Origin of the sequence: Microbulbifer litoralis (genome assembly GCF_023634065.1) — a bacterium.
Classification (GTDB): domain Bacteria; phylum Pseudomonadota; class Gammaproteobacteria; order Pseudomonadales; family Cellvibrionaceae; genus Microbulbifer; species Microbulbifer litoralis.
Genome location: NZ_JALKCV010000009.1, coordinates 20,307 through 43,052 on the forward strand (window position 1 = coordinate 20,307; position 22,746 = coordinate 43,052).

General features: G+C 60.0%; 12 protein-coding genes. 8 read left to right on the forward strand and 4 right to left on the reverse strand.

The window, feature by feature from the left end; all coding sequences use genetic code 11:
- The first annotated feature begins 25 nt into the window (after positions 1 to 25).
- The 6 genes from purT (at position 26) to MWN76_RS13855 (ending at position 8,092) form a co-directional block, all read left to right on the forward strand.
- Positions 26 to 1,222, forward strand: coding sequence for a formate-dependent phosphoribosylglycinamide formyltransferase (gene purT, locus MWN76_RS13830; protein ID WP_250462074.1), 1,197 nt, complete (start codon positions 26 to 28; stop codon positions 1,220 to 1,222).
- A 383-nt stretch (positions 1,223 to 1,605) separates the two neighbouring features.
- Positions 1,606 to 2,238: a YopT-type cysteine protease domain-containing protein gene (locus tag MWN76_RS13835; protein ID WP_250462076.1), complete on the forward strand. Its 633-nt coding sequence runs from the start codon at positions 1,606 to 1,608 to the stop codon at positions 2,236 to 2,238.
- 324 nt (positions 2,239 to 2,562) lie between these two features.
- The gene (dbpA, locus tag MWN76_RS13840; protein ID WP_250462078.1) at positions 2,563 to 3,975 is read left to right on the forward strand and encodes an ATP-dependent RNA helicase DbpA; all 1,413 of its coding nucleotides are present in this window, start codon (positions 2,563 to 2,565) and stop codon (positions 3,973 to 3,975) included.
- Positions 3,976 to 4,112: 137 nt separating this feature from the next.
- Entirely contained in the window at positions 4,113 to 6,656 is a 2,544-nt protein-coding gene (locus MWN76_RS13845; protein WP_250462079.1) for an NHL repeat-containing protein, read from the forward strand.
- A 115-nt stretch (positions 6,657 to 6,771) separates the two neighbouring features.
- Positions 6,772 to 7,245 carry a hypothetical protein gene (locus MWN76_RS13850; protein ID WP_250462080.1) on the forward strand — a complete coding sequence of 158 codons (474 nt, stop codon included), beginning with the start codon at positions 6,772 to 6,774 and terminating at the stop codon, positions 7,243 to 7,245.
- Complete coding sequence (locus MWN76_RS13855; RefSeq protein ID WP_250462081.1) at positions 7,187 to 8,092, forward strand: PQQ-binding-like beta-propeller repeat protein; 906 nt, start codon at positions 7,187 to 7,189, stop codon at positions 8,090 to 8,092. The genes MWN76_RS13850 and MWN76_RS13855 overlap by 59 nt, the downstream gene beginning before the upstream one ends.
- A gap of 80 nt (positions 8,093 to 8,172) precedes the next feature.
- Here MWN76_RS13855 and MWN76_RS13860 read toward each other — a convergent pair whose 3' ends face one another.
- The 3 genes from MWN76_RS13860 to MWN76_RS13870 form a co-directional block, all read right to left on the reverse strand.
- Positions 8,173 to 10,524: an ATP-binding protein gene (locus tag MWN76_RS13860; protein WP_250462082.1), complete on the reverse strand. Its 2,352-nt coding sequence runs from the start codon at positions 10,522 to 10,524 to the stop codon at positions 8,173 to 8,175.
- A 224-nt stretch (positions 10,525 to 10,748) separates the two neighbouring features.
- The gene (locus MWN76_RS13865; RefSeq protein WP_250462083.1) at positions 10,749 to 11,378 is read right to left on the reverse strand and encodes a hypothetical protein; all 630 of its coding nucleotides are present in this window, start codon (positions 11,376 to 11,378) and stop codon (positions 10,749 to 10,751) included.
- A gap of 419 nt (positions 11,379 to 11,797) precedes the next feature.
- The gene (locus MWN76_RS13870) at positions 11,798 to 16,906 is read right to left on the reverse strand and encodes a hypothetical protein (protein WP_250462085.1); all 5,109 of its coding nucleotides are present in this window, start codon (positions 16,904 to 16,906) and stop codon (positions 11,798 to 11,800) included.
- Positions 16,907 to 17,245: 339 nt separating this feature from the next.
- Between MWN76_RS13870 and MWN76_RS13875 the strand changes: the two genes are divergently transcribed.
- Positions 17,246 to 18,730, forward strand: a complete 1,485-nt coding sequence (locus MWN76_RS13875; protein WP_250462086.1) for a bifunctional 2-methylcitrate dehydratase/aconitate hydratase — start codon at positions 17,246 to 17,248, stop codon at positions 18,728 to 18,730.
- A gap of 179 nt (positions 18,731 to 18,909) precedes the next feature.
- Here the strand turns inward: MWN76_RS13875 and MWN76_RS13880 are convergent, their stop codons facing one another.
- Entirely contained in the window at positions 18,910 to 19,845 is a 936-nt protein-coding gene (locus tag MWN76_RS13880) for a porin (protein ID WP_250462088.1), read from the reverse strand.
- Positions 19,846 to 20,140: 295 nt separating this feature from the next.
- Here MWN76_RS13880 and MWN76_RS13885 point away from each other — a divergent pair, with 295 nt between their 5' ends.
- Positions 20,141 to 22,705 carry a DNA internalization-related competence protein ComEC/Rec2 gene (locus tag MWN76_RS13885; RefSeq protein ID WP_250462091.1) on the forward strand — a complete coding sequence of 855 codons (2,565 nt, stop codon included), beginning with the start codon at positions 20,141 to 20,143 and terminating at the stop codon, positions 22,703 to 22,705.
- The last annotated feature ends 41 nt before the right edge of the window (positions 22,706 to 22,746 follow it).

Below are 22,746 nucleotides of genomic sequence, written 5' to 3' on the forward strand. Positions count from 1 at the left end.
ACATTCACAAAAAGGCAGAAATTCTATGGCTACCCTGGGTACCCCTTTTTCTTCCACCGCCACCCGCGTCCTGCTCTGTGGCGCCGGTGAATTGGGCAAGGAAGTTGTGATCGAGCTGCAGCGTCTCGGTTGCGAAGTCATCGCGGTGGACCGCTATGCCAACGCCCCGGCGATGCAGGTGGCCGACCGCAGCCATGTGGTCAATATGCTCGACGGCGACGCCCTGCGGGGGGTGATCGCGCAGGAGCAGCCGCAATTGGTGGTGCCGGAGATCGAGGCTATCGCCACCGATACCCTGGCGGAGCTGGAAGGGGAGGGGGTCAATATTGTCCCCACCGCGCGGGCCACCCAACTGACCATGAATCGCGAGGGCATTCGTCGCCTGGCGGCGGAAACCCTGGGGCTCCCTACCTCCCGCTACCGTTTTGCCGCCGGCGAGACGGAATTCAAGGCGGCTATCGACGAGATCGGTCTTCCCTGCCTGGTCAAACCGATCATGAGCTCCTCGGGCAAGGGCCAGAGCCTGGTGCGCGATGCCTCACAGGTTGGGCAGGCCTGGGCCTACGCACAGGAGGGCGGCCGCGCCGGCAAGGGCAAGGTGATTGTCGAGGGCTTTGTCGACTTCGATTACGAAATCACCCTGCTCACCATTCGCCACAACGACGGCAGTGGCAACACCGTCACCAGCTTCTGTGCGCCCATTGGTCACCGCCAGGCGGATGGGGATTACCAGGAGTCTTGGCAGCCGCAGGCCATGTCGGCAGCGGCGCTGAGTCGCGCGCAGGAGATAGCCAGGGCGGTGACCGACAACCTCGGCGGTCGCGGCCTGTTCGGTGTGGAACTGTTTATCAAGGGCGACGATGCGATCTTCAGCGAGGTCTCGCCGCGGCCCCACGATACCGGCCTGGTGACCCTGGTCTCCCAGGATCTCTCCGAGTTCGCCCTGCACGCCCGCGCTATTCTCGGGCTGCCGATTCCCAATATCCAGTTGCACCGCGCTTCGGCCTCGTCGGTGCTGTTGGTGGAGGGCAACTCCACCCGGATGCAGTTTGGCAACCTCAGCGCCGCACTCTCCCGCCCCGATACCCAGCTGCGCCTGTTCGGCAAACCGGAAGTCGCCGGCAAGCGCCGCCTGGGTGTCGCCCTGGCGCGGGCCGATGATGTCGAAAGTGCGCGCGATATTGCCAATGCAGTGATTGCCGATATCGAGGTGACACTGTAGAGGCCATTCCCGGCCATCCCATCATCCCGGATCCAGTGAAAGTGCCCCGGCGGTCTGTATTCCGAGGTAAGCCCGGAATGACGATTGTGGTTGTGCTCCTTTGTCGCAGGACTTCATGCTCGGTCCGCTAGCAGCCGGAACCGTCCATGCCTACCCGACATCTGTCGGGTGGCGAATCCATAGCTTTACATATAATGTCTCACGGTCAGGTTGGTCAGAGCTGTTTTTGAAAGCAACGGCGTGATCGAGAGGCTGCCACGGCATTGGCTTCGCGTTACTTGGCCGGCTACCCGATTTGGCTATCCAGCGTCGCGCCCTCGAAGTGATTCGGTGCCCCAAAACACAGGGGATCGATATGTAGAAATGAGTATGGAGATTCAATAATGGCTGATTCGCATTATGCAGCACATATCAAAGTGCTGAATGCCGCCACCAAAAATAACGGAAAACTTGGCTGGCGTTTTCATCAGAACATGCCTGAATGTCGACCAATCGTTGGGAGGGGCGTCTGCTGGGCGATCTCGCTCGAGTATTTGAAGCTTATTCGAAGGGGGTTTGACCCGGGCCAGTACTATGGCGTGCATACGAGCAGGCGAAACGGCCGGTATGTCTATCGTACCGTCAATACTGATGCATTGAGGACCCTGGTCAATCGAAACCGCAGTTTGAATACTGAGGTGAATTATTTTGATCAGGAGTTACAGAGTCAGGTAGATTTTATCGTTCTCAGTCGTCAGTACGATGTTGATTTGAACCCTGTCGAGATACTCTCCCACGGCAATCGAATGGCAAACGGCGACATCAATCGTAATGTTTTGGTGTATATATTTGGGCCAAATGGCGGGCACGCAATGGCTTACCGGGTGTTTTCCGGTCGGGTTCGTTTCTTTGATCCGAATTTTGGTGAGTACCTGTTTAACTCGCCAGCGAATTTTATGGATTTCTTCACCTACTTTTTGCCGACCATGTACGAAGATGACTACGATACTTTTTCGTATGTTGATCTGTCCGCTTGAAGTGCATTCTCAAATGCATTGCGTTGGTCGGGTTTAAGGTGCCAAGTGGCTGCTTCTTGGCGAATAACTGCGGCGTAGGGCCCCACAGCTTGGAGCCAGCACCTGGAATGATGATGACAGTTTCAGTTTTCCCAGGTTTATCAATTTCAATAGCGGTTCTTCCAAGCCATAATGTCACCTGAGACTGCTACGCAAGGGTGGCTGGACAGCCACCTCTGCGCGACGCCTGCTTGTGGTGATCGATATGGCTATTGGTTGTTTCAATAGGAAATTGGCCCGAACTTACCTACAATAGGCCGGTTTTTCTACGATCGAGCCCCCGCTGTGACCACTTCCGATGCCCCCGATACCCATACCCCGCGCGATTTCCAGTCTCTGCCTCTTCGGCAGCCCCTGCTCAGGAACCTTGAGGACCTCGGCTACACCCGCCTGACAGAAATCCAGGCCGCCGCACTGCCGGCGATTGTGGCCGGGAAGGATGTTATCGGCCAGGCCAAAACCGGCTCCGGCAAGACGGTAGCCTTTGGTCTTGGCCTGCTGCACAAGCTGCGGGTAGGGCAGTTCCGGGTGCAGTCGCTGGTGTTGTGTCCTACCCGGGAGTTGGCGGACCAGGTGGCGCGGGAGCTGCGCAAGCTGGCGCGGGCGATTCATAACATCAAGATCCTGACACTGTGCGGGGGTATGCCGTTCGGCCCGCAAATTGGCTCGCTCAAACACGGTGCGCACATTGTGGTAGGTACCCCGGGCCGTATTGAAGATCACCTGCGCAAGGGCAATCTCGACCTGGGCACTGTGGAGACCCTGGTGTTGGATGAGGCTGACCGCATGCTGGATATGGGATTCCAGGCGGTGCTGGACCAGATCCTGGCGGAGCTGCCCCGGCAGCGGCAGACACTGTTGTTCTCCGCCACCTACCCCCAAACCATCGATGCCCTAGCAGACCGGGTGCTGCGCGATCCGGTGAAGGTGGAGGTGGCTGCGGCGCACACCCGGAATACCATCGAGCAGCGTTACTATCGGGTGGAAAACAACGAGGCGAGGCCCGCGGCGCTCTACCAGCTGTTGGCCGATTGCGACGCTTCCTCTGCACTGGTCTTCTGCAATACCAGAAAGGAGACCGAGGAGGCTGCCCAGACGCTGAAGCGCGCCGGCTTTGCTGCACTGGCGCTCCACGGCGATATGGAACAGAAAGACCGCGATCGTACGCTGGCCCTGTTCGCCAACGGCAGCGCCTCCATCCTGGTAGCGACGGATGTGGCAGCGCGCGGGCTGGATATCGAAGAGCTGCCGCTGGTGGTGAACTACCACCTGTCCCGCGATCCGGAGGTGCATGTACACCGGATCGGCCGCACCGGGCGGGCAGGGCAGAAGGGCGCGGCGCTGTCTCTGGTCGGCAAGAAAGAGATCTACAAACTGGAGCGGCTGGAAGCGTTGATGCAGCAGCCGATTACGCTACGGGAGGTTCCGTCCCTACCTGGCGGTTTTGCTCCTCCTCGCCCTGTGATGACGACCCTGCAGATCGACGGCGGCAAGAAGCAGAAGGTCCGTGCCGGTGATGTGGTGGGCGCGTTGACCGGGGAGGGCGGTATCGATGGATCGCAGATCGGCAAGATCCAGTTGTTCGATTTTTCCACCTTTGTCGCGGTAGAGCGGGTGGTGGCCAAAAAGGCCCTGGGTAAGCTCGCCCATGGAAAGTTGAAAGGCCGAAAGTTCCGCGCGCGCATTGTGGGTGTCTGAGCGCGGGTCAGGTTCCCAACAATACAACCCGACATCTGTCGGGTACCCGAAAGTCTGTGTAATCCGTAGAGTTCGCCCGATAACTTGCATTGTAATTGGGCAACAGGATGAGAATGTCACAGGGGACTCTTGGAGAGATGGCGCGCAGGCTGCTTGCAGCTTGCCTGGTGATACTGTTACTTGGGACCCTGACCGCCTGCGGTGGCGGTAGCAGTAGCGAAAACACTGAGCAACCCTCTGATGAGGTACCGTCTGATACACCTCCGGAAACTGAAGATCCGCCGGAAACCGAAGAACCGCCCGGGCCTGACACTGCGCCGGATGCATTCTCTTTCGAGGCGCAGTCGGATGTCGCATTCAGCGAAGTGATCGATTCCAACGTTATTGTTGTTACTGGTACCGATTCGTCGGCGCCGATCAGTGTGGTGGGCGGTGAATATGCCATTGACGGTGGCGACTTCACCAGTGCTGAAGGCACCGTGGAACCCGCTCAAAGCGTACAGCTGAGGCTGCTCTCTGGCGACTCATTCGGTGTAGTCACCACCATGACACTGACCATCGGTGGTATTAGCGCTGAATTTACGGTAACCACTTTGCCGGATTCTGTAGCTCCGCAAGCCAGTGTGCATTTCCCGCTGCCGATCTCTTCCACTACCAGCCAGACCATCATCGTGCGTGGAACCGCCGTGGACGAGGAAGAGAGTGAAATTGTCAGCGTTCTGGTCGAAGACGTTGCTGCAACCAGTGACGACGGCTTCGCCACCTGGCAGGCCGAAGTGCCTGTGCCGCTGGGGAGAACGACCCTGCATGTCAGCACCGAAGACAGTGCCGGCAATATTGATGAGGATGCAGCCCATTTCCAGCTGACATCCGGGACCCAGGCCGGTGCCTTTGCCTCGCCGACAGCGATTGAGTTTGATGCGGAAAACAACCGCGCCCTTGTCGTTGATGCCGGGTTGGATGCGTTGATTGCCGTGGACCTCACCACCCGCGTACGCACGATTATCTCTGCTGAAAATGTCGGCAGTGGTCAACCTTTCAGTCAGCCGGAATCGCTGGCATTTGATGCGATCAACAACCGTGTTCTGGTGATCGACAAGGCCGCTGGCGGTGTCTTGTTCTCTGTGAATCCGGCCACGGGTGATCGCACTGTGCTTTCCAGCAGCACGGTGGGCGGCGGCGATGTGAGTTTCAGTTTTCCGTCTGCGGTAGCCCTGGACACTGACCGCAACCGCGTCCTGGTACTAAACAACCAGTTTGAAAACGCCAGCCAGTGGACTGTGTACGCGGTGGATCTGGAAACCGGTTTTCGCAGCCGTGTAGACACCGGTGGCGTGCTGTTTGGAGACCCGGAAGATATTACCGTTGATGCGTTCAATAGCCGCGCGCTGATCGTGGACTCCGGCAGGCGCTCGGTGATCGCCATTGATTTTGCCACCGGTGCGCGCACCAACCTGTCCGGGTATACCCAGGGCGGAAGCCTTATCGCCGGGGGGGACAACATCTTCGATTCGCCGGTGTCCATCAGTATGGATGCGGCCAACAACCGGGCGCTGGTAATGGACGCCACTGTTGATGACAACGGGGCCCTGTTCGGTGTGGACCTGACCTCCGGTTTTCGTAAAGTGCTCGCCGGTCCCCGTACAGGTGGCGGTTTTGTCGGCTCCAATAGTCCCGCGTTTAAAACGCCGGTTTCAGTGGTGCTCAATAGCAATAGCAGCCGTGCCCTGATTCTGGATGATGACACCGACATTATTCTCAATGTAGCCACAGACGGGAGCGGAACACGTCGCCTGATCGGCAATCCGGGGACCAACGCACTGATTCAGAATGCGACTGGTATGGGCATCAACGCCGAGCAGCGTGCCGTGTATATCGCCGATATGACCCGCGGCGCCCTGATCGCAGTGAACCTGCGTACCGGTGCGAAAACCTTCGTGTCCATCGGTACGCTGGAGAGCCAGGGGCCGGCATTCGACTTGCCCTCGGGTGTCGTGATCGATGACGAAAATAATCGTGCCCTGGTCTCCGATGTCGCCATGGGCGTTCTGGCGGTGGATCTGGACAGTGGTCTGAGAACCCGTCTTGCGGGTGGCGGCGCTGGTTCCGGGGCTGCGCTGGAGCAGCCTACGTCCATCGCCCTGGACGCGGTCAATGGGCGTGCCCTGGTGGGAACCTCCTCACTGGATCCGCTTATTGCTTTCATGGATCTGTCGACTGGCCATCGCACGCGGCTAACCGGCAACGGCGCTGGCAGTGGTGTGGAACTCAATGGGGCACGCGACATTATTCTGGATGCGGAAAATCACCGGGCCCTGGTGATGGACCGCGACAGCTCTATCCTCGCCGTTGACCTGACCACTGGTGAGCGCACCACTCTCTCCGGCAACGGGGTGGGTGAAGGCGCGGCTCTCGATGGGCTACAGAGCGCCGTGCTCGATAAAACGAATAACCGGTTGCTCGTGGCGGACTTCATCGCAGAAACCGTCGTTGCGGTGGACCTGGTCAGCGGTGACAGGACCGTGCTTTCCGGTGCTGGCGTTGGCAGTGGTGCCAGTCTGGACTTCCCCACTGGCATTCAATTACTGGATAACGACATCGCGGTGGTGCTGGATCCCACTGTTCATGAAGTGTTTGCCGTGGACCTGATCACGGGAACGCGCACAACCGTGACGCCCTGAGCCGGGTAACCGGAAAAGGGCTTGGCTACCGGGTGCCCGACCTTGTCGGGTGCCCGTTTGTCTGTGTAATTCATAAGGTCGACGCAATAAATTGCATTGCAGTAAGGGCAGCAGGATGGGTATTTCCGTAGAGATAGGGCGCTGGTTGTTGGCAGCCAGTCTGGTGGTTTGGTTGACCGGTTGCGGTGGCGGTTCCGGAGGTTCTGGTGATCCCGTAGCAGAGAACCCGGTGCCTTCCGAGCCGGCCCCCTCCACGCCGGAAGAAGACGACGATTCCACACCACCCGAAGAAGCGGCGAATGAGCCGCCGGTAGCCTCCATTCAATTCCCGCTTTCCGGCAGCCGGACCACCGGCGCATCCATCGGTGTGCGCGGCACGGCCAGTGATCCGGATGGTGATGCCATTACTTCCGTCACGGTGAATGGTGTGTTGGCCGACACCGACGACGGCTTTGCCAGCTGGCGGGTTCCCAGCCTTTCTCTGCCGGCAGGTACCGACGCGCTGGAAGGTCTCGTCCAGGATGCTCGCGGTGACGCCCGGCAGCACTCTTGGCGACCGCGTGCTGCTGTCTGGCTTCGATGCGGATAACCCCAACCAGATTCGCGGTTCCGGTCCGGAATTGAGCTCGCCGGAAGATCTGCTGGTAGAGGCGGACGGGCGCATGCTCGTACTGGATGATGAAACGGCGATCGTGGCAGTGGATGCGCAAAGCGGCGACCGCTCGATCCTGTCCGGTGAGAATGCGGTCGGGGACCTTATCGGCGCTGGGCCCGCATTCAATGGTATTCAATCCCTGGCGCTGGACGCTGCCAACAATCGGCTGTTCGCTGTCCAGTATAACGCGCTGTTGGCGGTGGATCTGGACACCGGAGACCGCACCCTGATCTCGGCGGGAGCCGGCGAGGATCCGGCAACGGATATCGGTTCGGGGCCGGCATTGACTGACCCGCTCTCGTTGGCGCTGGATGCGGATAACAATCGCCTGCTGTTGCTGAACGGCTCTTATTATCCGGGCAGCGGGAAACTGATGAGTGTGGATCTGGCGACTGGCAACCGTTCGGTAATTGCCGACCCGGATACTGGCGCCGGCGATATGCCGCAGAACCCGGTGACGGTTTCTCTGGATGCGGCCAATAACCGCGCCCTGGTGTTGGACGCATTGTCCGGCAAACCCGGCATTGTTGCCGTGGATCTCGATACTGGCAACCGCAGCGTGATTTCCGGCTACGACCTGGGCCCGGATGGAGAGCGCAACAGTGGCGATGAGCAACTGTTTGGCAGCGGCAGTCCTTTTAACACCGAAGCGGACCTGACCGATGCGGTACTGGATGCCGGGCGGCGGATACTGTACGTCACCGACAATGCCTGCGGCAGCCTGATCGCAGTGGATATCGACAGCGGCGACCGGGTGCTGGTATCCGGGTTCGCGTTCTGATCCAAGACCGACACCTGCAGAGCGCGGGTGTCGATGAAGTGAACCCCGGGGTGAAACGTATTTTCAATCACCGGGCCCAGTCATGATACCGGTACTGATACTGGTATATCTGGGCTCAGGTTCATGGTGGCTCCCTGTTGCCGCAGTGCGGTGTTGAGCAGGGCCCGAAGCTGGGCGGCAGGAGGGTTGGCTGGCAGCCTTATCCATGATGCAGGAAGAGGTTGCATGCCATCGCCGACAGAGGCGCAAACCAGTCGTCCGGTCAGTTGCGCCTGTGTATCGGCACACAGTGACGTCTGTGCCAGGAAGCGGGGCTCGCAGAGCAGCAGCGATAACGGCTCGGAACTTTCGCTGGCCGCCGCCAGTGAGCGAAATGATACCACCTTGCAGGACCATTTCCGAAAGCGGGTCGACAGGCGGGCTTGCAGTGTTTCATCGTCAATCACCAGGGCGATAACGGTCGGTTTCTGCCGTGACGGCTCGAGGGCTTCCGGGCTGGCGACAGCCTGGCCTCGTCTGGGAAGGGTAACGGTAAAGCAGCTGCCCCGGTCAGGAATGGATGCGACCGTTACCGGGTGCTCCAGTAATTCGGCAATATGTCGGACGATGGACAGGCCAATACCGGCTCCTGGTGTTGTTGCAGCGTTTGTTCCCGAGCGCTGATAAATATCAAAAATCTGCTCCCGGGCGGTGTCATCAATGCCGCAACCGGTATCCAACACCTGAATGGCCACGTGGCTGCCGCGTCGCCGACAACCGACCAGGACCGAGCCTTCGTTGGTGTATTTCACGGCGTTGGAAATCAGGTTCCTCAGCATGCGGCTGAGTAGAACCGGGTCGCTGGATACGCTAAGAGAAGAGAGCTGGAAGCGGATTTTTATACCCTTCTCTTTCGCCAGTACCTGGTATTCGTTCTGCAGGCGGGAAAACATGTCGCTGATAGAGACAGCCTGGTATTCCGGCGTGATGGCGCCCGATTCCAGCTTTCCAAGATCCATGATGGCTTGGAAAGAGTCCCTCATCTGCCGATGGGTGCTCTTCATGCGGTGAAAGATTTTCTTGCCATCCTGGTTGTGGATGTGCGGCTGCAAATGCTCCAGGAAAATACTCATGGAGTTCAGTGGCTGGCTCAAATCGTGACTGCTGTGGGCAATGAACTGGGATTTGGCCAGGCTCATGAACTCGGCCTTCAGCTTTTCCTCACGCAGGGAGCGAAGGCGAAGAATCAGGGCTGCAGCGTGCAGAAACAAGTGAACAATATGGATATAAAGCACATGGATCATCTTGTGGGATTCGGTCACGACCTGCGTATTTTGTGCTGGCCCGTGGATGACCACAAGTACCTGGATCAGGGAGAGCACCATCGGAAACCAGCCAAGCAGATAAATGATGTAATAACTGCCTTCACTGCGAACCCTGGAAATACCGGAACCAAGAATGCAAACGGAGATAAGCAGATAATTCACTGCAAATACGCGTGCAGTGGTAGCGAGGGTAAGCAGTGGACTGAGAAACAATATGGTGACAGAGGTGGCTGCGGCGACAATGAAGAAATAAAACCAGAATCTGTCGCGACGTTGAATCTTCAGGAAGCTGGCGGCAAAGGCCAGTTGCCCGAGACAGGTTGCGGATGCCAGCATCCAGAAAGGCGGGCCTATATGGTAATCCCATTGCCAGAGAATGACAGGAATGCTGCTGTGTTCCAGGTAGTAGAGTAGCATCAGCAACGCAGCGAGAGAGGCCCAGAAAAAGGGGGCTTCGCGAGTGATCGTCCAGCAAATCAGGCCCAGTAGAATAAAGCCGAGCGTAATGCCAATAGCGAGGTTATAGGTAAGGCTGAGCCACCTTGCCCAGCTGTCGTATTCCTGGGCGCTCATCAGGGCCATGTAGGGGAGCCAGGTGTTGTGACTTGCTTTCACCTCTGCTACCAGCAGAAAAGATTCCCCGGGTTGCAGGTTGATGGCGGTTGCTCGCCCGATCGGGTTGACATCGGTTCCGTCAACAAAACCGGTATTTTTCAGTGTATGGACAATCCGCCCATGGTCGCCCTGAATCATTACCCTGGGCTGTTGAAAGCCAAAGTTGCTGATGTGGAAAACCCAATTGCTGTTTTTCGTATGATTAACGACGCGGGTATAGAGCCAGTAGCGCTCGTGCTGCCTGAAATCCGGTTTCAGTGAAGCGGAGGACACTCGGGGGATATGCTCTGCCGCCTGCTCCAGAGTCATGCCGTGTGGGGCGGGGATGAAACCGGGTGAATGTTCCAGTGATACCAGAGGGTAGCGGGTAGCGGTATCTGCGAGGAGAATGGGAGGGAGGCCATTGTCTGCTTGCGCGGTGTGCATCCCCATCAATAATGTCATCATCAGGCAGCTGTGGATTATACCGCTGATCCCGGTCCACTTCGTCAGGCGCCATCGTTGATGTTTCATGCTGTTTCCCGCTGCTTATGGGCAGCTGTCCCCTTCTATGAGCCGGGCATCGTGCCGGGCACCCCGAATGAAGTCAATGATGCCACTGAATCCGCTTTGAGTGTACCGCGACATCTGCCGGGTGCACGCGGTCCCGGCCAGAAATTATGGTAGTGGTATTATCCAGGGCAACGGGAAAGTATGATGATGCTTCAAAAAGAGTTCTCGATTTGCAGGCAGCCGGGCTAACTGAAAAGTGCTTCGTCAATCAGGCCCTGTGATCCCCCCAGGCCAAACGAACTCTGTTGTGTATCGTATTGTAACCAGTTCGCTAAAGGTGCATAGGGGCAGGCGACAACACCATGGTAAGGGTCGAGAAAAACGATCTCGGGGCGGAAAGGGCGTTTGCCCAGGCAGAGGGCCACGTGCTTACCCCCATTGTGATTCCAGTCGATTGAAACGATTGCAGGCCTCTGCGGCGTACAGCTCGCGAGCTGTAAAGGGATGGCGGCTGACCCAGGACCGGGCATCATCCAGAGCCAGCGATGTTGCGGCAAGTTCCGTCGCAAGGAATAGAAAACCTCTCCGACAGAAGCGCCGCCGCGACCACCACCCCAGCGCCATGCATTGTTGTGCACTGCGGGTCTCTGAAGCGGTAGTCCATTTGCGTACCTTATGATGTCGGCGTCCCCCAATTGCTGGGATTGCCTGATCCAGAGTTGCGCTATTCCTTGCGCAAGGTTCCTGTCAAGGACATATTTAACCAGCATGATCATGCAGGAGACAGTGCAGTCATTGGGAAGGTTCTGTCGATAGACGTCGTAAGTATAGTTTTGACCGTTGTAGGCAAGATTGGAGTTTTGGACCCAGGCCATGATTCCTGCTCCCTGGAAAGAGAATTGAACGAAAACGGATTTTCCTGAATGTATGCCCGATTTTTCCCGTGCCTCCCGGAGGGGCCGGGCAAGAACTTTTAACCGGAGATTGACATTAGATCAGGTGGTAAATGCAAACAACCCGACAAATGTCGGGGGTGTGTCTGGTGCAGCTTATTTGCCAGGACAGGCGGCTGAAGAGGGTTTTTTCGCCAAATGTTGTCGTTGTTAGAGGGGATGACGGCCTTTGGCTTTTGCCGATTTTCCGGGGTCAGACGTTTTCTGTGCCGGAGCGTTCCATGCTTTCGCTGTTCGCAGCGGCAGCTCGCTATACCTGCATTGCCACGCACCGGCCCCGGGTTCAGCTGCGGGCTTCAGGCCGGTGCGCAGAGGCTTCTATACCGTTTACGGATACCCCTCTAGAACTTCCTGAAATGGTCCTCCACATCCCCCAGTATCCAAAGATCCCCAGGCAGATAGGCGGAATCCTTTTCCAGCTTGAGTACTTTGGCACCCGGAAAGAGCAGGTTGCTCACCGCAAATAGCGACAGGCTGCCAAGATCGACGGTAACGGTGGGCAACTTATCGAGAATCTTGTGCTTCATTTTTTCACCTTCCTGATCGAGGTCGATCAACCGTGCGATAATTTCACCAAACTTTCTCCAGGAAGACGACTCGGTATAGGTTATCTCCGGTCTCAGCTGCAGTTGCGGGATCCTCAGGGAGGGCTTTCCGTTGATGTGGGTGACTTGCAGTTTGCTGCGCGCATTCAGGTTGAGCTGGAAATCCACTTTGGCAACATCCGCAGCTCCAAAACCCTGGTTGTTGTAGTAGGCGAACTCCTGGGGCCAGTCCTGTCGCCATTCAATCAGCAGGTCCTGCATGACCCCTTTCACTGAGAAGCCATTCATGGGGACAATGGTGTCGCGTTTTTTATGATCCCACAGCCAATCGCTTGCTGTTTGCTCGATAAATATTTCACCGGTTCCCACAAGGTGTACGGCCTTGCCGTCTGTCAATGCCGGTACAATGGCTGCCGTATGGCCTCCTTCGGAACCTCCCCACTGTTTCTGCAGTTGTGGATAGATGAGGTCATTGAATATCACGTGGCTGGATATGATCAGCGATGCGGTGGTGTCCCTGGCCAGCAGCTGGTCATTGTCCAGGTCGATGTCTTTGCGCGCGGGGGGTTCGCTGGAAGAGGAGTCGGTATTGATGAGCAGGATCAATACGCCTTTCGGGTTTTCCGGTGTGGAGCCGTCGAAAACACGAGTGGTAAACTCAAACTTTTTGGGCCTGAGCGGTTTTGGTGTGTTGGGGAGATCCCACTTGGCAACACCGAGGCAGTAGTCATACTGCGATTCCAGCGCGGCGAAGTACTTTTTGAGCTCGCTGGTGACAATGGCCGCGATGGGGCCGTCCATGGCGACACTGGTTTCAAAGGTCCCTTCACCCAACTGCACGACGATCCGATGGTCGGACTCTGAAATATTCAGGGCCGGGTTGGCCTTGCCGCGCAATTTGGTCAGGTTGACGTCGCAGCGTATGGCATTTTTCCCGCGTTCTATCGTTTGTTCGCGGTCTTTGGTGACCTCCCATTCGCCCCACGCGTCGTCCTCTGACTGGCGCTCGCGCTCGTAGCGCCGTTTGCGAATCTTTCCGTCGAGCACGTCCATATAGACAGAGGCGCGAATCGAGCCGTCGCCCAGTAGCTGGAACTTTGGCGGGCCGACCTGCATGGAGACATCCGCGCGGTTCTCTTCCTCCTCCAGTGGGAAATGGTCGCTGGTGTAGACAAACTGTGGCAGGGTGATTTCCCTGACCATGGTTTGGTCGCCGCTCTCCATTTCCTGCTGATAGCGCTCGGCAAAGAGATTATTGATTTTGGCGATATCCAGGATGCAGGCTGCATCCCAGTTGTTGGTGACGCTTCGACCATTCATTTCACCCATCAACTCGGCTTTACCGGGCCTGCTGGCGGCACTGGCCAGCAGGGCTTTGCGCTGTATCGGGCCGTTCTCTGCCTTGAGGCTTGGCCCGGTGCGGTAGCCGGAGTAGATGGCGTTGACGTAGAACTCGAGCCTGATATCGCAGGTCTCTGCATCAAATTCGATGCCCGCGTTGTCCCCTCCCTCTGGCAGGGTCAGCGTCCACCGGGTAAAGGGTGTCATGCTGTTGTAGTTGCCTTCCTGGTCCGGGGAGATGCGGTTGGTTGTATGGGGAATATCCTTTTTGACGTCGTGTACATAATTGAAAACAAATGGCACTGATTCAAAATCCAGTGCCTCGCGGTTCAGGCCGCGGTCGTAGAAGGGGCTGTTTTGGCTTATCAGCCTGCCGAAGTAGCGGCCGGTCTTCGGGCTGCGCAGGCCCGAGATATGGATGCGGATCTCCAGTGTGCGCACCCGGCCGTAACCGGAAAACGCCGGGTGATTGAGGCCCAGCTCGAAGCTCAATCCCTCTGCGGACAGCAGCTCTGCAACCGAGGAGCGCGGCAGTGTGACCAGAAGCGGCTCTTTTACGTCGGTGGGGCGGTATTCCGCGGGTGAGAATCCCCGCAGGGCCGCCGAGGCGCGGTCTATCATGGCCTTGCGCAGCGAGGTGAGGTCGTAGCGTGTCACCGGTTGGGCCCTATACAGATAGTAATACTGCAGTGCCGCGTCATGCTCGGCGAGGGTACGGGCGAGGCTCAGGCGCAGCGTGCTGGATTGCCCTTCGAGATAGGCGCTGATACCGAACAGGTCGATGTTGGCTCTTTCGCGCTCGTCCAGGGTTTTGGTCTTCATGGTTTTGGCGAGTGCGTCCATGCGCTCCCGGTGCTTGTCCGAAACCTCCTGTTTCCATTTGAGGCGCGTTACCTCGAGCCCGATCTCGGTTATTTTCCCGCGTGTGGAGGAAATGGCCTTGGCCGCATTCGACATGCGCTTGGCCTCGGCGATCAGTTTGGCTTTTTCGGTGGCGACGTCTGATGGCAGGCCACTGGTCACTACGCCCAGCTCGATTTCGAAGTCCGACCAGTCGTCGTTGGTGGGGATGACCGATTTGCCATCTCTCATGGCATAGGCTTCGACGATGGTATGCAGCTCGCTGTAGTCGGCGTTCACGAGTCCATTGATATCCCGGCAGTCCTCGATAATGTCCATCAAGGACTTGAAAACTTTGATAAAGCTTTCGATCTTTTGCAGTATATTGACAATTTTCTTGAACTTGTCCGGCGCATCCCTGACGGTTTTTGCCAGTTTTCCGGAAAAATCGGCCATGCCGCCCAGGTTGACCATCAGCGATCCGACACCGACACTCAGGTCGATGATCGTCATCACCATCTGCTCGACGGCGTAGCGCTCGAGCGCGTCCTTCAGCGTTTGCTGTGCTTCGGCGAAGGCTTCCTGCTTGAGTTTCAGGGTCTCCAGCTGTTCAGGCAACCGTTTGTTCAGCTTGGTCAGCGTCTCCTGCTTCTCTTCTTCCAGCTTGGTGAGCTCTGCACTGACATCCGCCTCGCGCTCGCCCAGGGATTCGGTCTGCCGCGCGAGAAAATCGCCGATCGCACGCAGGTTCTCGTTCATCGTGACTTCCGAGGCCCTTCTCTCCTGGGCGTCGAGCTCGGCGCGAATGGCCTGGTCGACGGCCTGTTTCCGCTGCTCGTAGTCGGCGATCACGGCGAGCAGTGCCTGGATCTTGGGCCTGTAGGCGGAAAAGGAAAAGGGCGGTACAAATAGCGGGCTATCGGCCTGGTCGTTCAGGACCGCGGTTTGCGCCCGCAGTTGCAGCGACTTGTAGGCGGGGTCCAGGGGAGTGTCGAGGCCCTGCGCATCGAGGGACAGGATGCGGCTTATCCATGTGGCGTAGGCCCGCGCCACCTGTCGCGGCTCACCCGAGGCGAAGCCGAGAATGGTCTCCGCCGACAGCAGCCCGAACTCCAGGCCCTCGAGCAGGTTGTCGGCGTGCCAGTTGTCACCGGCCTTGAGCAGTGTTGCCGGCAGGGGGTCGTCGATACGGCCGCTCACCTGCACCGAGACAGTCTCTCCGTCGCCTGTGGTTTCCACGATCTCGCCGTCTGCCAGAGTTTTGTGGCGCGGCTGCTCCCGATTGAAAACAGACAGGGTTCCGGTCATCTCGCCCGCATGCAGTGTGAGCCCGCTGTAGGCCTGTGCCGATAATCGCAGGCTGGGCGCGGTATTGCCCTCGTTGCCGCAGACGAGCCGGTGGCAGATCAGGGTGATATTCCGGCCCGGGAGGGCCAGGTTTTTCCGGTTCACCTGGATGACATCGGCAACGACGATCAGGTCTTCCACTGCATCGCGATAAAGGGGGAACTCGGACTCGAGCGTATCGAGATTGATATAGGGTCTTTTTACCGACATTTTCGCCGTGCAGGCCCGGCTGACCGGCGCTGGCTGGAAGTCCCGGTAGATCGCCGCGTAGTCCGGCCAGGATTTCTTGTCGAACTGGGGCGCGCCGTCGGGGCCGTAGCGGTGGAAGCGGGCATTGGCTTCGGACAGCCAGCCCTGTGCGGCGACCTTTGCCGGGTGGGGCGTGTCTTTCCCGGCGGGCACCGCGACAGGGGCGCTCGCAGTAAGCGGGGCTACCAGGGCGGCGAGGTCGAGTTGGTTGCCGACCGTTAGCGGCGGCCGTATCTGATCGACGATGGGGACCAGATCGAAACCCGTCGAGGTAATCGACTCGATGTCGTAGAGGGCTCTGCTGAGGTCCGCTTTTCGGCTGACCTGGAAAATGCTTTCCGCGAGCAGGTTGACGGGGTCGTCACTGGCCGCGGCAATCTCCCCCAGGGCCGGATCTTCACTGGCGAGCCACAGGCGGCCGGCTTCCCTGACATGGCCGGAGTGATGTTTCTCATCGCGCAGCTGGGTAAAGTTGCGGAAGAAACCGGATTCCTCGCCGCTGCGCTGGTCTTCCGGGAAATTGCCGGCAACTTCCTCGAAGTGCTTTTTGTCATAGACGAAAACCTGGCCGAGTATATCGCCCCAGGTGATACGGCCCAGCACATGGGTGCCGTTGCGGTTGAAATAGTCCAGCATCGCCTTGTGGCTGCCCGCGCACCCGGCGATCGCGTCCAGTAGTGCTTCGCTGCCCTGCAACGGGCCGGACGGCACCTGGACAAGCGTTTCCTTGCGTTTGCGAACCAGCGCAAAGCCACAGCCGCTGTCGTCGTGGGCGACTTGCTCAGACAGGCCGAGCCACTGGATAAAATTCGCGGTAGCGGCGGAATCGGGGCGCTGCAGTGCATAGACATGGGCGCTGCCTCTGCCGCCCGTGGTCATATCGGAGAAGAAAGCCCGGACAAATGCGCTCCAGTTCTCGCACAGGGTAACCTGCTGGTATTTCTCCCAGCGGCTGTGTTCCAGCGGCGGTACCTCTTCCGTGGAGATCTGCTGGCCGTCCAGCGGGGCAATGGCGGGAGACTGGCTGGAACCAGCCCACCAGGAGGGCAGCAGGCCCTCGATCAGGTTGCATTGCTGGCCGACCCGACAGCGGGATTTCACTTTAACCTTGACTGCTTCAGTAAACATAAATGGGGCTTTCCTTATCCGTTTTCCGATGGTGGTCGATGCGCTCACTGGTCGGGCGCCATTGCGTCCGGGTGTTTTGCCGAAGATTGCCCCGCTTTGGTTGGAACCGGGAGCGGAGTGGCACTTACGTGCTATATGTTTCTTGCGCCTGTTCTGAAAGCTATCAATGCCGGCCGATTTGCACTACCACCTAAATAGGGAATAAAGGTCCCGGCGTCGCTTCCCATCGGGCGCCCGCGCGGCGGTTGGTTTACCCTGAAAGCCGGGGTTGCGTCTCGGTCGCGCTGTTCGGGATGTGGGGCGGGGGCGTCCTGCGGGAATACTGGAGAGGATCGGGTTATGAACGACAATGTCGAGCAGAATATCCGCCCGGATTACGACCGGGTAATCCAGGATATCGCCGATTATGTGCTGGATTGCGAAATAGAATCCCCCGAAGCCTGGGACACGGCACGCAATTGCCTGATGGATACCCTGGGCTGCGGCCTGCTGGCGCTGCGTTTTCCGGAATGTACCAAGCACCTGGGGCCGATCGTGGAGGGTACGTTGGTGCCAAACGGTGCGCGGGTGCCGGGGACGCGGTTTCGGCTGGACCCGGTCAAGGCCGCCTGGGATATCGGCTGTATCGTGCGCTGGCTGGACTACAACGACACCTGGCTGGCGGCGGAGTGGGGGCATCCGTCCGACAACCTCGGCGCGATCCTGGCGGTGGCCGACCACCTGTCGCAGAAGAGTCTCGCACAGGGCAGGGCGCCGCTGGTGATGCGCGATGTGCTGGAGGCGATGATCCGCGCCCACGAGATCCAGGGCGTACTGGCGCTGGAGAACAGCTTCAATCGCGTGGGGCTGGATCACGTGTTGCTGGTGCGCGTGGCCTCGACGGCAGTGGCGGCGAAACTGATGGGCGCGGATCGGGCGCAATTGATGGCGGCGATTTCCCATGCCTGGGTGGATGGCAGCGCGCTGCGCGCCTATCGCCACGCGCCGAATGCCGGCTCGCGCAAGTCCTGGGCAGCGGGGGACGCCACCTCTCGCGGTGTGCGCCTGGCGGATATCGCCATGCGCGGCGAGATGGGCATTCCGGGTGCGCTGACCGCAGGGCAATGGGGTTTCTACGACGTCTGTTTCAGTGTGACCAACGCGGATCTGAAACTGAAACCGGAGGGCGAGCGCGCGTTCCGGTTTCCGCGGCCCTATGGCAGCTATGTGATGGAAAATATCCTGTTCAAGATCTCCTTTCCGGCCGAGTTCCACGCACAGACCGCCTGCGAGGCGGCGGTGACGCTGCACCCACAGGTAAAGGGGCGTATCGGGGAGATCGACAGGGTGGTGATCACCACGCACGAGTCGGCGATCCGTATCATTTCCAAGCAGGGCCCGCTGGCCAATGCGGCGGACCGGGATCACTGCCTGCAGTATATGGCCGCGGTCTCGCTGTTGTTCGGTGAACTGTCGGCAGAGCATTACGAGGACGCATTTCACAGGGCGCACCCGGAGATCGACGAGCTGCGCCGCAAAATGGAAGTGGTCGAAGACCAACGCTACTCGCGCGAGTACCTGGACCCGGACAGACGCTCCATTGCCAATGCGTTGCAGGTGTTTTTTACGGACGGCTCATCGACCGACAGGGTCGAGGTCGAGTATCCGATCGGGCATCGCCGGCGGCGGGGGGAGGGGATTCCCCTGTTGGAAGAAAAATTCCGATCCAACCTGGCGACGCGGTTTCCGGCCGCGCGCTGCGAGGGAATCTACGCGTTGTGCAAAGACCGGAAAAGGCTGGAACAGATGCCGGTATGCGAATTTATGGATCTGTGGGTGATTTGAGTGCGATCGAGGCCACGGGCCGCTCCTGCGATATGGGCCGCCAGGGTGCGCCAACAAATAGGGCGTAGCCTGGATGGAGCGCAGCGGAATCCGGGTTTCCCGCTCCCGGCAATCCCCGGATTCCGGCGCTGCGCGCCTGCATCCGGGCTACGCCCCGTGGGCCGAGTGCGGCGGCTCCCTCAGAACTTGAACTCGGTACCCACACCCACATAGCTGCGCTCGTAACCATCCGCCGCGGTTTCGTCGGTGTAGAAACTGAACACCCTGGCTGCGCTGGACAGCTTGTAGTCCAGGCCCAGGCTGTAGGTTTCGGCATCGGTCACCACTATATCGGACTGGCCGTACTGGGCTTTCATGGTCCAGCGGTTGATCGTGTAGGCGGCGGAGGTCATCCAGCCGTCCTGGGTCGTGCCGTCGTCTTTCTCCTGTTCTTCATACAGGGCGCCGAGCTGGAACGGGCCGACATTGTACTGGCCCGCCAGCCGCTGCACCTGCCAGTCGTGGGCCTCGACACCCTGGTCAAAGCCGTAGGCCAGGTAGATGCCGTTGCGGTCGTAGGCCAGGGACACCGAGGTGCCGTTGTCGCGGGTGATTTCCTCGCCGAACTGGTCTTCGCCGATCACTTCGTCGCTGTGGCTGATATGTGCGGCGGTGGCGGTAAAGCCGGCGAAAGATGGCGTGGTGTACTGCACGCTGCTGGATTCGCGGTTTTCACTCTTGGTGATGACACTGCCGATATCGCCTTCCAGGTCGTTGAACAGGTCCACCTTCTTCTGTGCGAGTCGCAGGGGGGTATCGAAGCGGCCGCCGATGACCTGGCCGAAACCGCCTTCGAGCCCGGCATACACATTGCGCCGCTTGAGCGTCTCTTCCGAATCGCCGTCGATATCGACCCCGTACTCCATCTTGTAGATACCCTTGACGCCGTTGTCGAACGGCAGCTCGCCCTTGACGCCGAGGCGCGAGGCGTTGCTCTGGATATCGGTCACGGCCCCATCGCCTTCGTCGGCGGACTGGAAATCGACATTGGCCTTGCCGTAGAACTCAAAGGCATCGGCATTCGCCAGGGTGGGCAGTACGGCGGCAATCGCCAGTGAGATAGCAGTCTTTTTCATCGAAGGTCTCGCACAGTTATCGTGTCGCAGCAGCCCGGAATTGGCTTGGGCTGCACCTCAAGTTGGTGCGAATTCTGGCGTCCAAATATTACAAACAGGTTAAACCTTTCATTTTTCTTACTAAATTGTGACTGGCAAGTGCCGGCTTATACAGTTAAGGCATATTTGGGAGTGTTGGGTCGGTGATAAATTGGTCACTGCTGTCAGGTTGTCGCTATCCCGCCTTTACAGCTGGCGGTGGCGTCTGGCACAAGAGTGATTGAAATCGCGGTTGGCCGGGGAGGGTGAGGCAGGGATGCTGGAGGGCACGTTCGATGGCGTTTCGCGGCGCCGCTCAGCCCTGCGCCGTGCGGGTCTCCTTTCCGCGGGCCTGCAACCGCTGCTGTGGTGCTACTGCGGCGGTATTGTTGTCGCTGGCTGCCTGCCGGCGCTGCCGACGCTGGAACTCACCGGGATATTGGCCGCGATGCTGCTACCCGCCGCCGCCGTGGCCCCGGCGCGACGGTCGTTGCTGCCGTTGTGCCTGGCGTTGTTATTGGGCTTTTCCTGGGCCCTCTGGCAGAACACCGTCGCGCTGTCGGAGCGGTTGCCACTGGCGCGGCACGGCGCCGATATCCATTTGCCGCTGCAGGTCACTTCGCTGCCGGAAAGACGCCCCAGCCGCGCGCGCTACGGTGAGTCGACGGAGGCCGTGGATATCCGTTTCAGCGCCCGGATCCTGGAGCCCCGGGGCACGCCGCAACCACCGGGCTGGACCGGGCAAAAACTCTACCTCACCTGGTACCGGGCGCCGCAAGCCGCGGCGGCAGACCTGCGCGCGGGCAGCCGCTGGTTGCTGCCGGTGCGGCTCAAGCGCCCGCGCGGCAGCGTCAATCCGCACGGTTTCGATTACGAGGGCTGGTTGCTGCGGCGCGGTGTCTTCGCCACTGGCTATGTGCGCCCCGGGGACGGGGAAGTGCAGTTGCTGGGGCAGGGGATGGGGCTGCCGGCATTGAGGCACTGGCTGCGGGATCGCCTGTCCGCCAGCTCGCCGCCGAGGCCGGAGCTGCTGAACGCCCTGTTGCTGGGCGACAGATCGGGGCTTTCGCGCGCGGACAAGGCGTTGTTGCGGGATACCGGCACCGCGCACCTGCTGGCCATCTCCGGCCTGCACGTGGGCATGGTGGCCGGTTTCTGCCTGCTGCTCGGCGGGCTCTTGGGCCGCGCTGTCGGTGCCCTCGCCGGTGTCGCGTTGCCTTCACTGGCGACGCTGCTGGCCCTGGCGGGCACGGCGACCTACACATTGCTCGCCGGAGCGCCGCTGTCGGCCCAGCGGGCGCTGGTGATGACCTGGGTGCTGTTGCTGGCGTGGCGCTGGCGGCGCCGGGTATCCGCGGCGTTTGCCTTTGCCCTGGCAATGGCCGCGGTGTTGACCCTGCAGCCGCTGGCTTTTTACGGCGCGGGTTTCTGGTTGTCGTTTGTCGCCGTCGCGGCGCTGCTGCTCGGTTTCAGCCAGCGCCTGCGCCTGGGGCGTCGCGATCCGGCGGGGGGCGAAGGCCCGGATTCGTCTGCGACCGGCGGGTGGCGGCTGCTGCCGTGGTTCGCGGGCCTGCTGCGCAGCCAGTGGATCATCTGCCTGGCGCTGTTGCTGCCATCGCTGTTCTTTTTCTCCGGGTTCAGTATCGGCGGCTTCCTGTTGAACCTGGTGGCCATTCCCTGGATGGGACTGGGGATACTGCCGACGCTGATGGCCGGGGCCCTGCTGAGCGGTACCGCGGTCGGCCAATGGTGCCTGCAACTGGCCGGCTGGCAGCTGCAGCAACTGATGCATTTGCTGGAGGTGGCGCGCGGGCTGCTGGCGGCCTGGCAGCCGATGGGCGCGCCGCCGGGTATCGGGGGCCTGGTGCTGGCCGGCGCCTGCCTGGGCGTGTTGCTACTGCCCGCCGGGCTGCCGGGCCGGCGTCTGTGCTGGCTGGTGCTATTGCCGCTGTCGTTGCCTTTCTGGCCGCAGGGCTGGGCCGGGCCGCCACCCGGCGACGAGTCGCTGCGGGTGACGGTGCTCGACGTGGGGCAGGGGCTTGCGGTGGCGGTGCGCTCGCCCGGGTACCAGTTCGTCTACGACACGGGGCCGCTGTCGGCGTCGGGCTGGAGTGCCGGCAGCCAGATAGTGGCACCCTACCTGCTGGGGGAAGGGGTGCGTCGCCTGGACAGTGTTGTCGTCAGCCACGGCGACAGCGATCACGCCGGCGGCCTGCAGGGATTGCTGGAATCGCTGCAGGTTGCCGAACTGGCGGCGCCGGGAACGCTTTCCCGGCGGCTGGCACCCGCTGCGGGTATCGATACCGCCGCCTGTGTCGCCGGCCGGTCGCGGCGGTGGGGCGAACTGGAGCTGCAGTGGCTGTGGCCGGACGGCACCGCATTGGACGGCGGGGAAAACGATCATAGCTGCGTTGCGTTGCTGCGCTGGCGGGGCCGCCGGATCCTGCTGACGGGGGATATTTCCAGTGCCGTGGAGCAGAGCCTGGTGGAGCGCTTTGCGGATATCGGACCGGTGGACCTGCTGGTGGCGCCGCATCACGGTTCGCGCTCGTCGTCTTCGCCGGCGTTTATCCGCTGGGCGCGGCCGCAGCGGGTGGTGTTCAGCGCCGGCTTCCGCCATCACTTTGGCCACCCGGACCCGCAGGTGGTGGCACGCTATGTCCACAGTGGTGCACGGGTGTTCAATACGGCCACCAGCGGTGCGCTGGAATTTACCTGGCGCGCCGACGGCCGCCCGCCCGCGATCTCCCGGGCCCGGGAGGCGCCGCGGTTTTGGTATGCGGATCACAATGATGAAACAGACGCCGGCAGGAGACTTAGCCGCCGCGGCCAGCTGTGGTAGAGTCTGTCCCCGATTGAACACCCCTTCCGCAGTCTGGGATC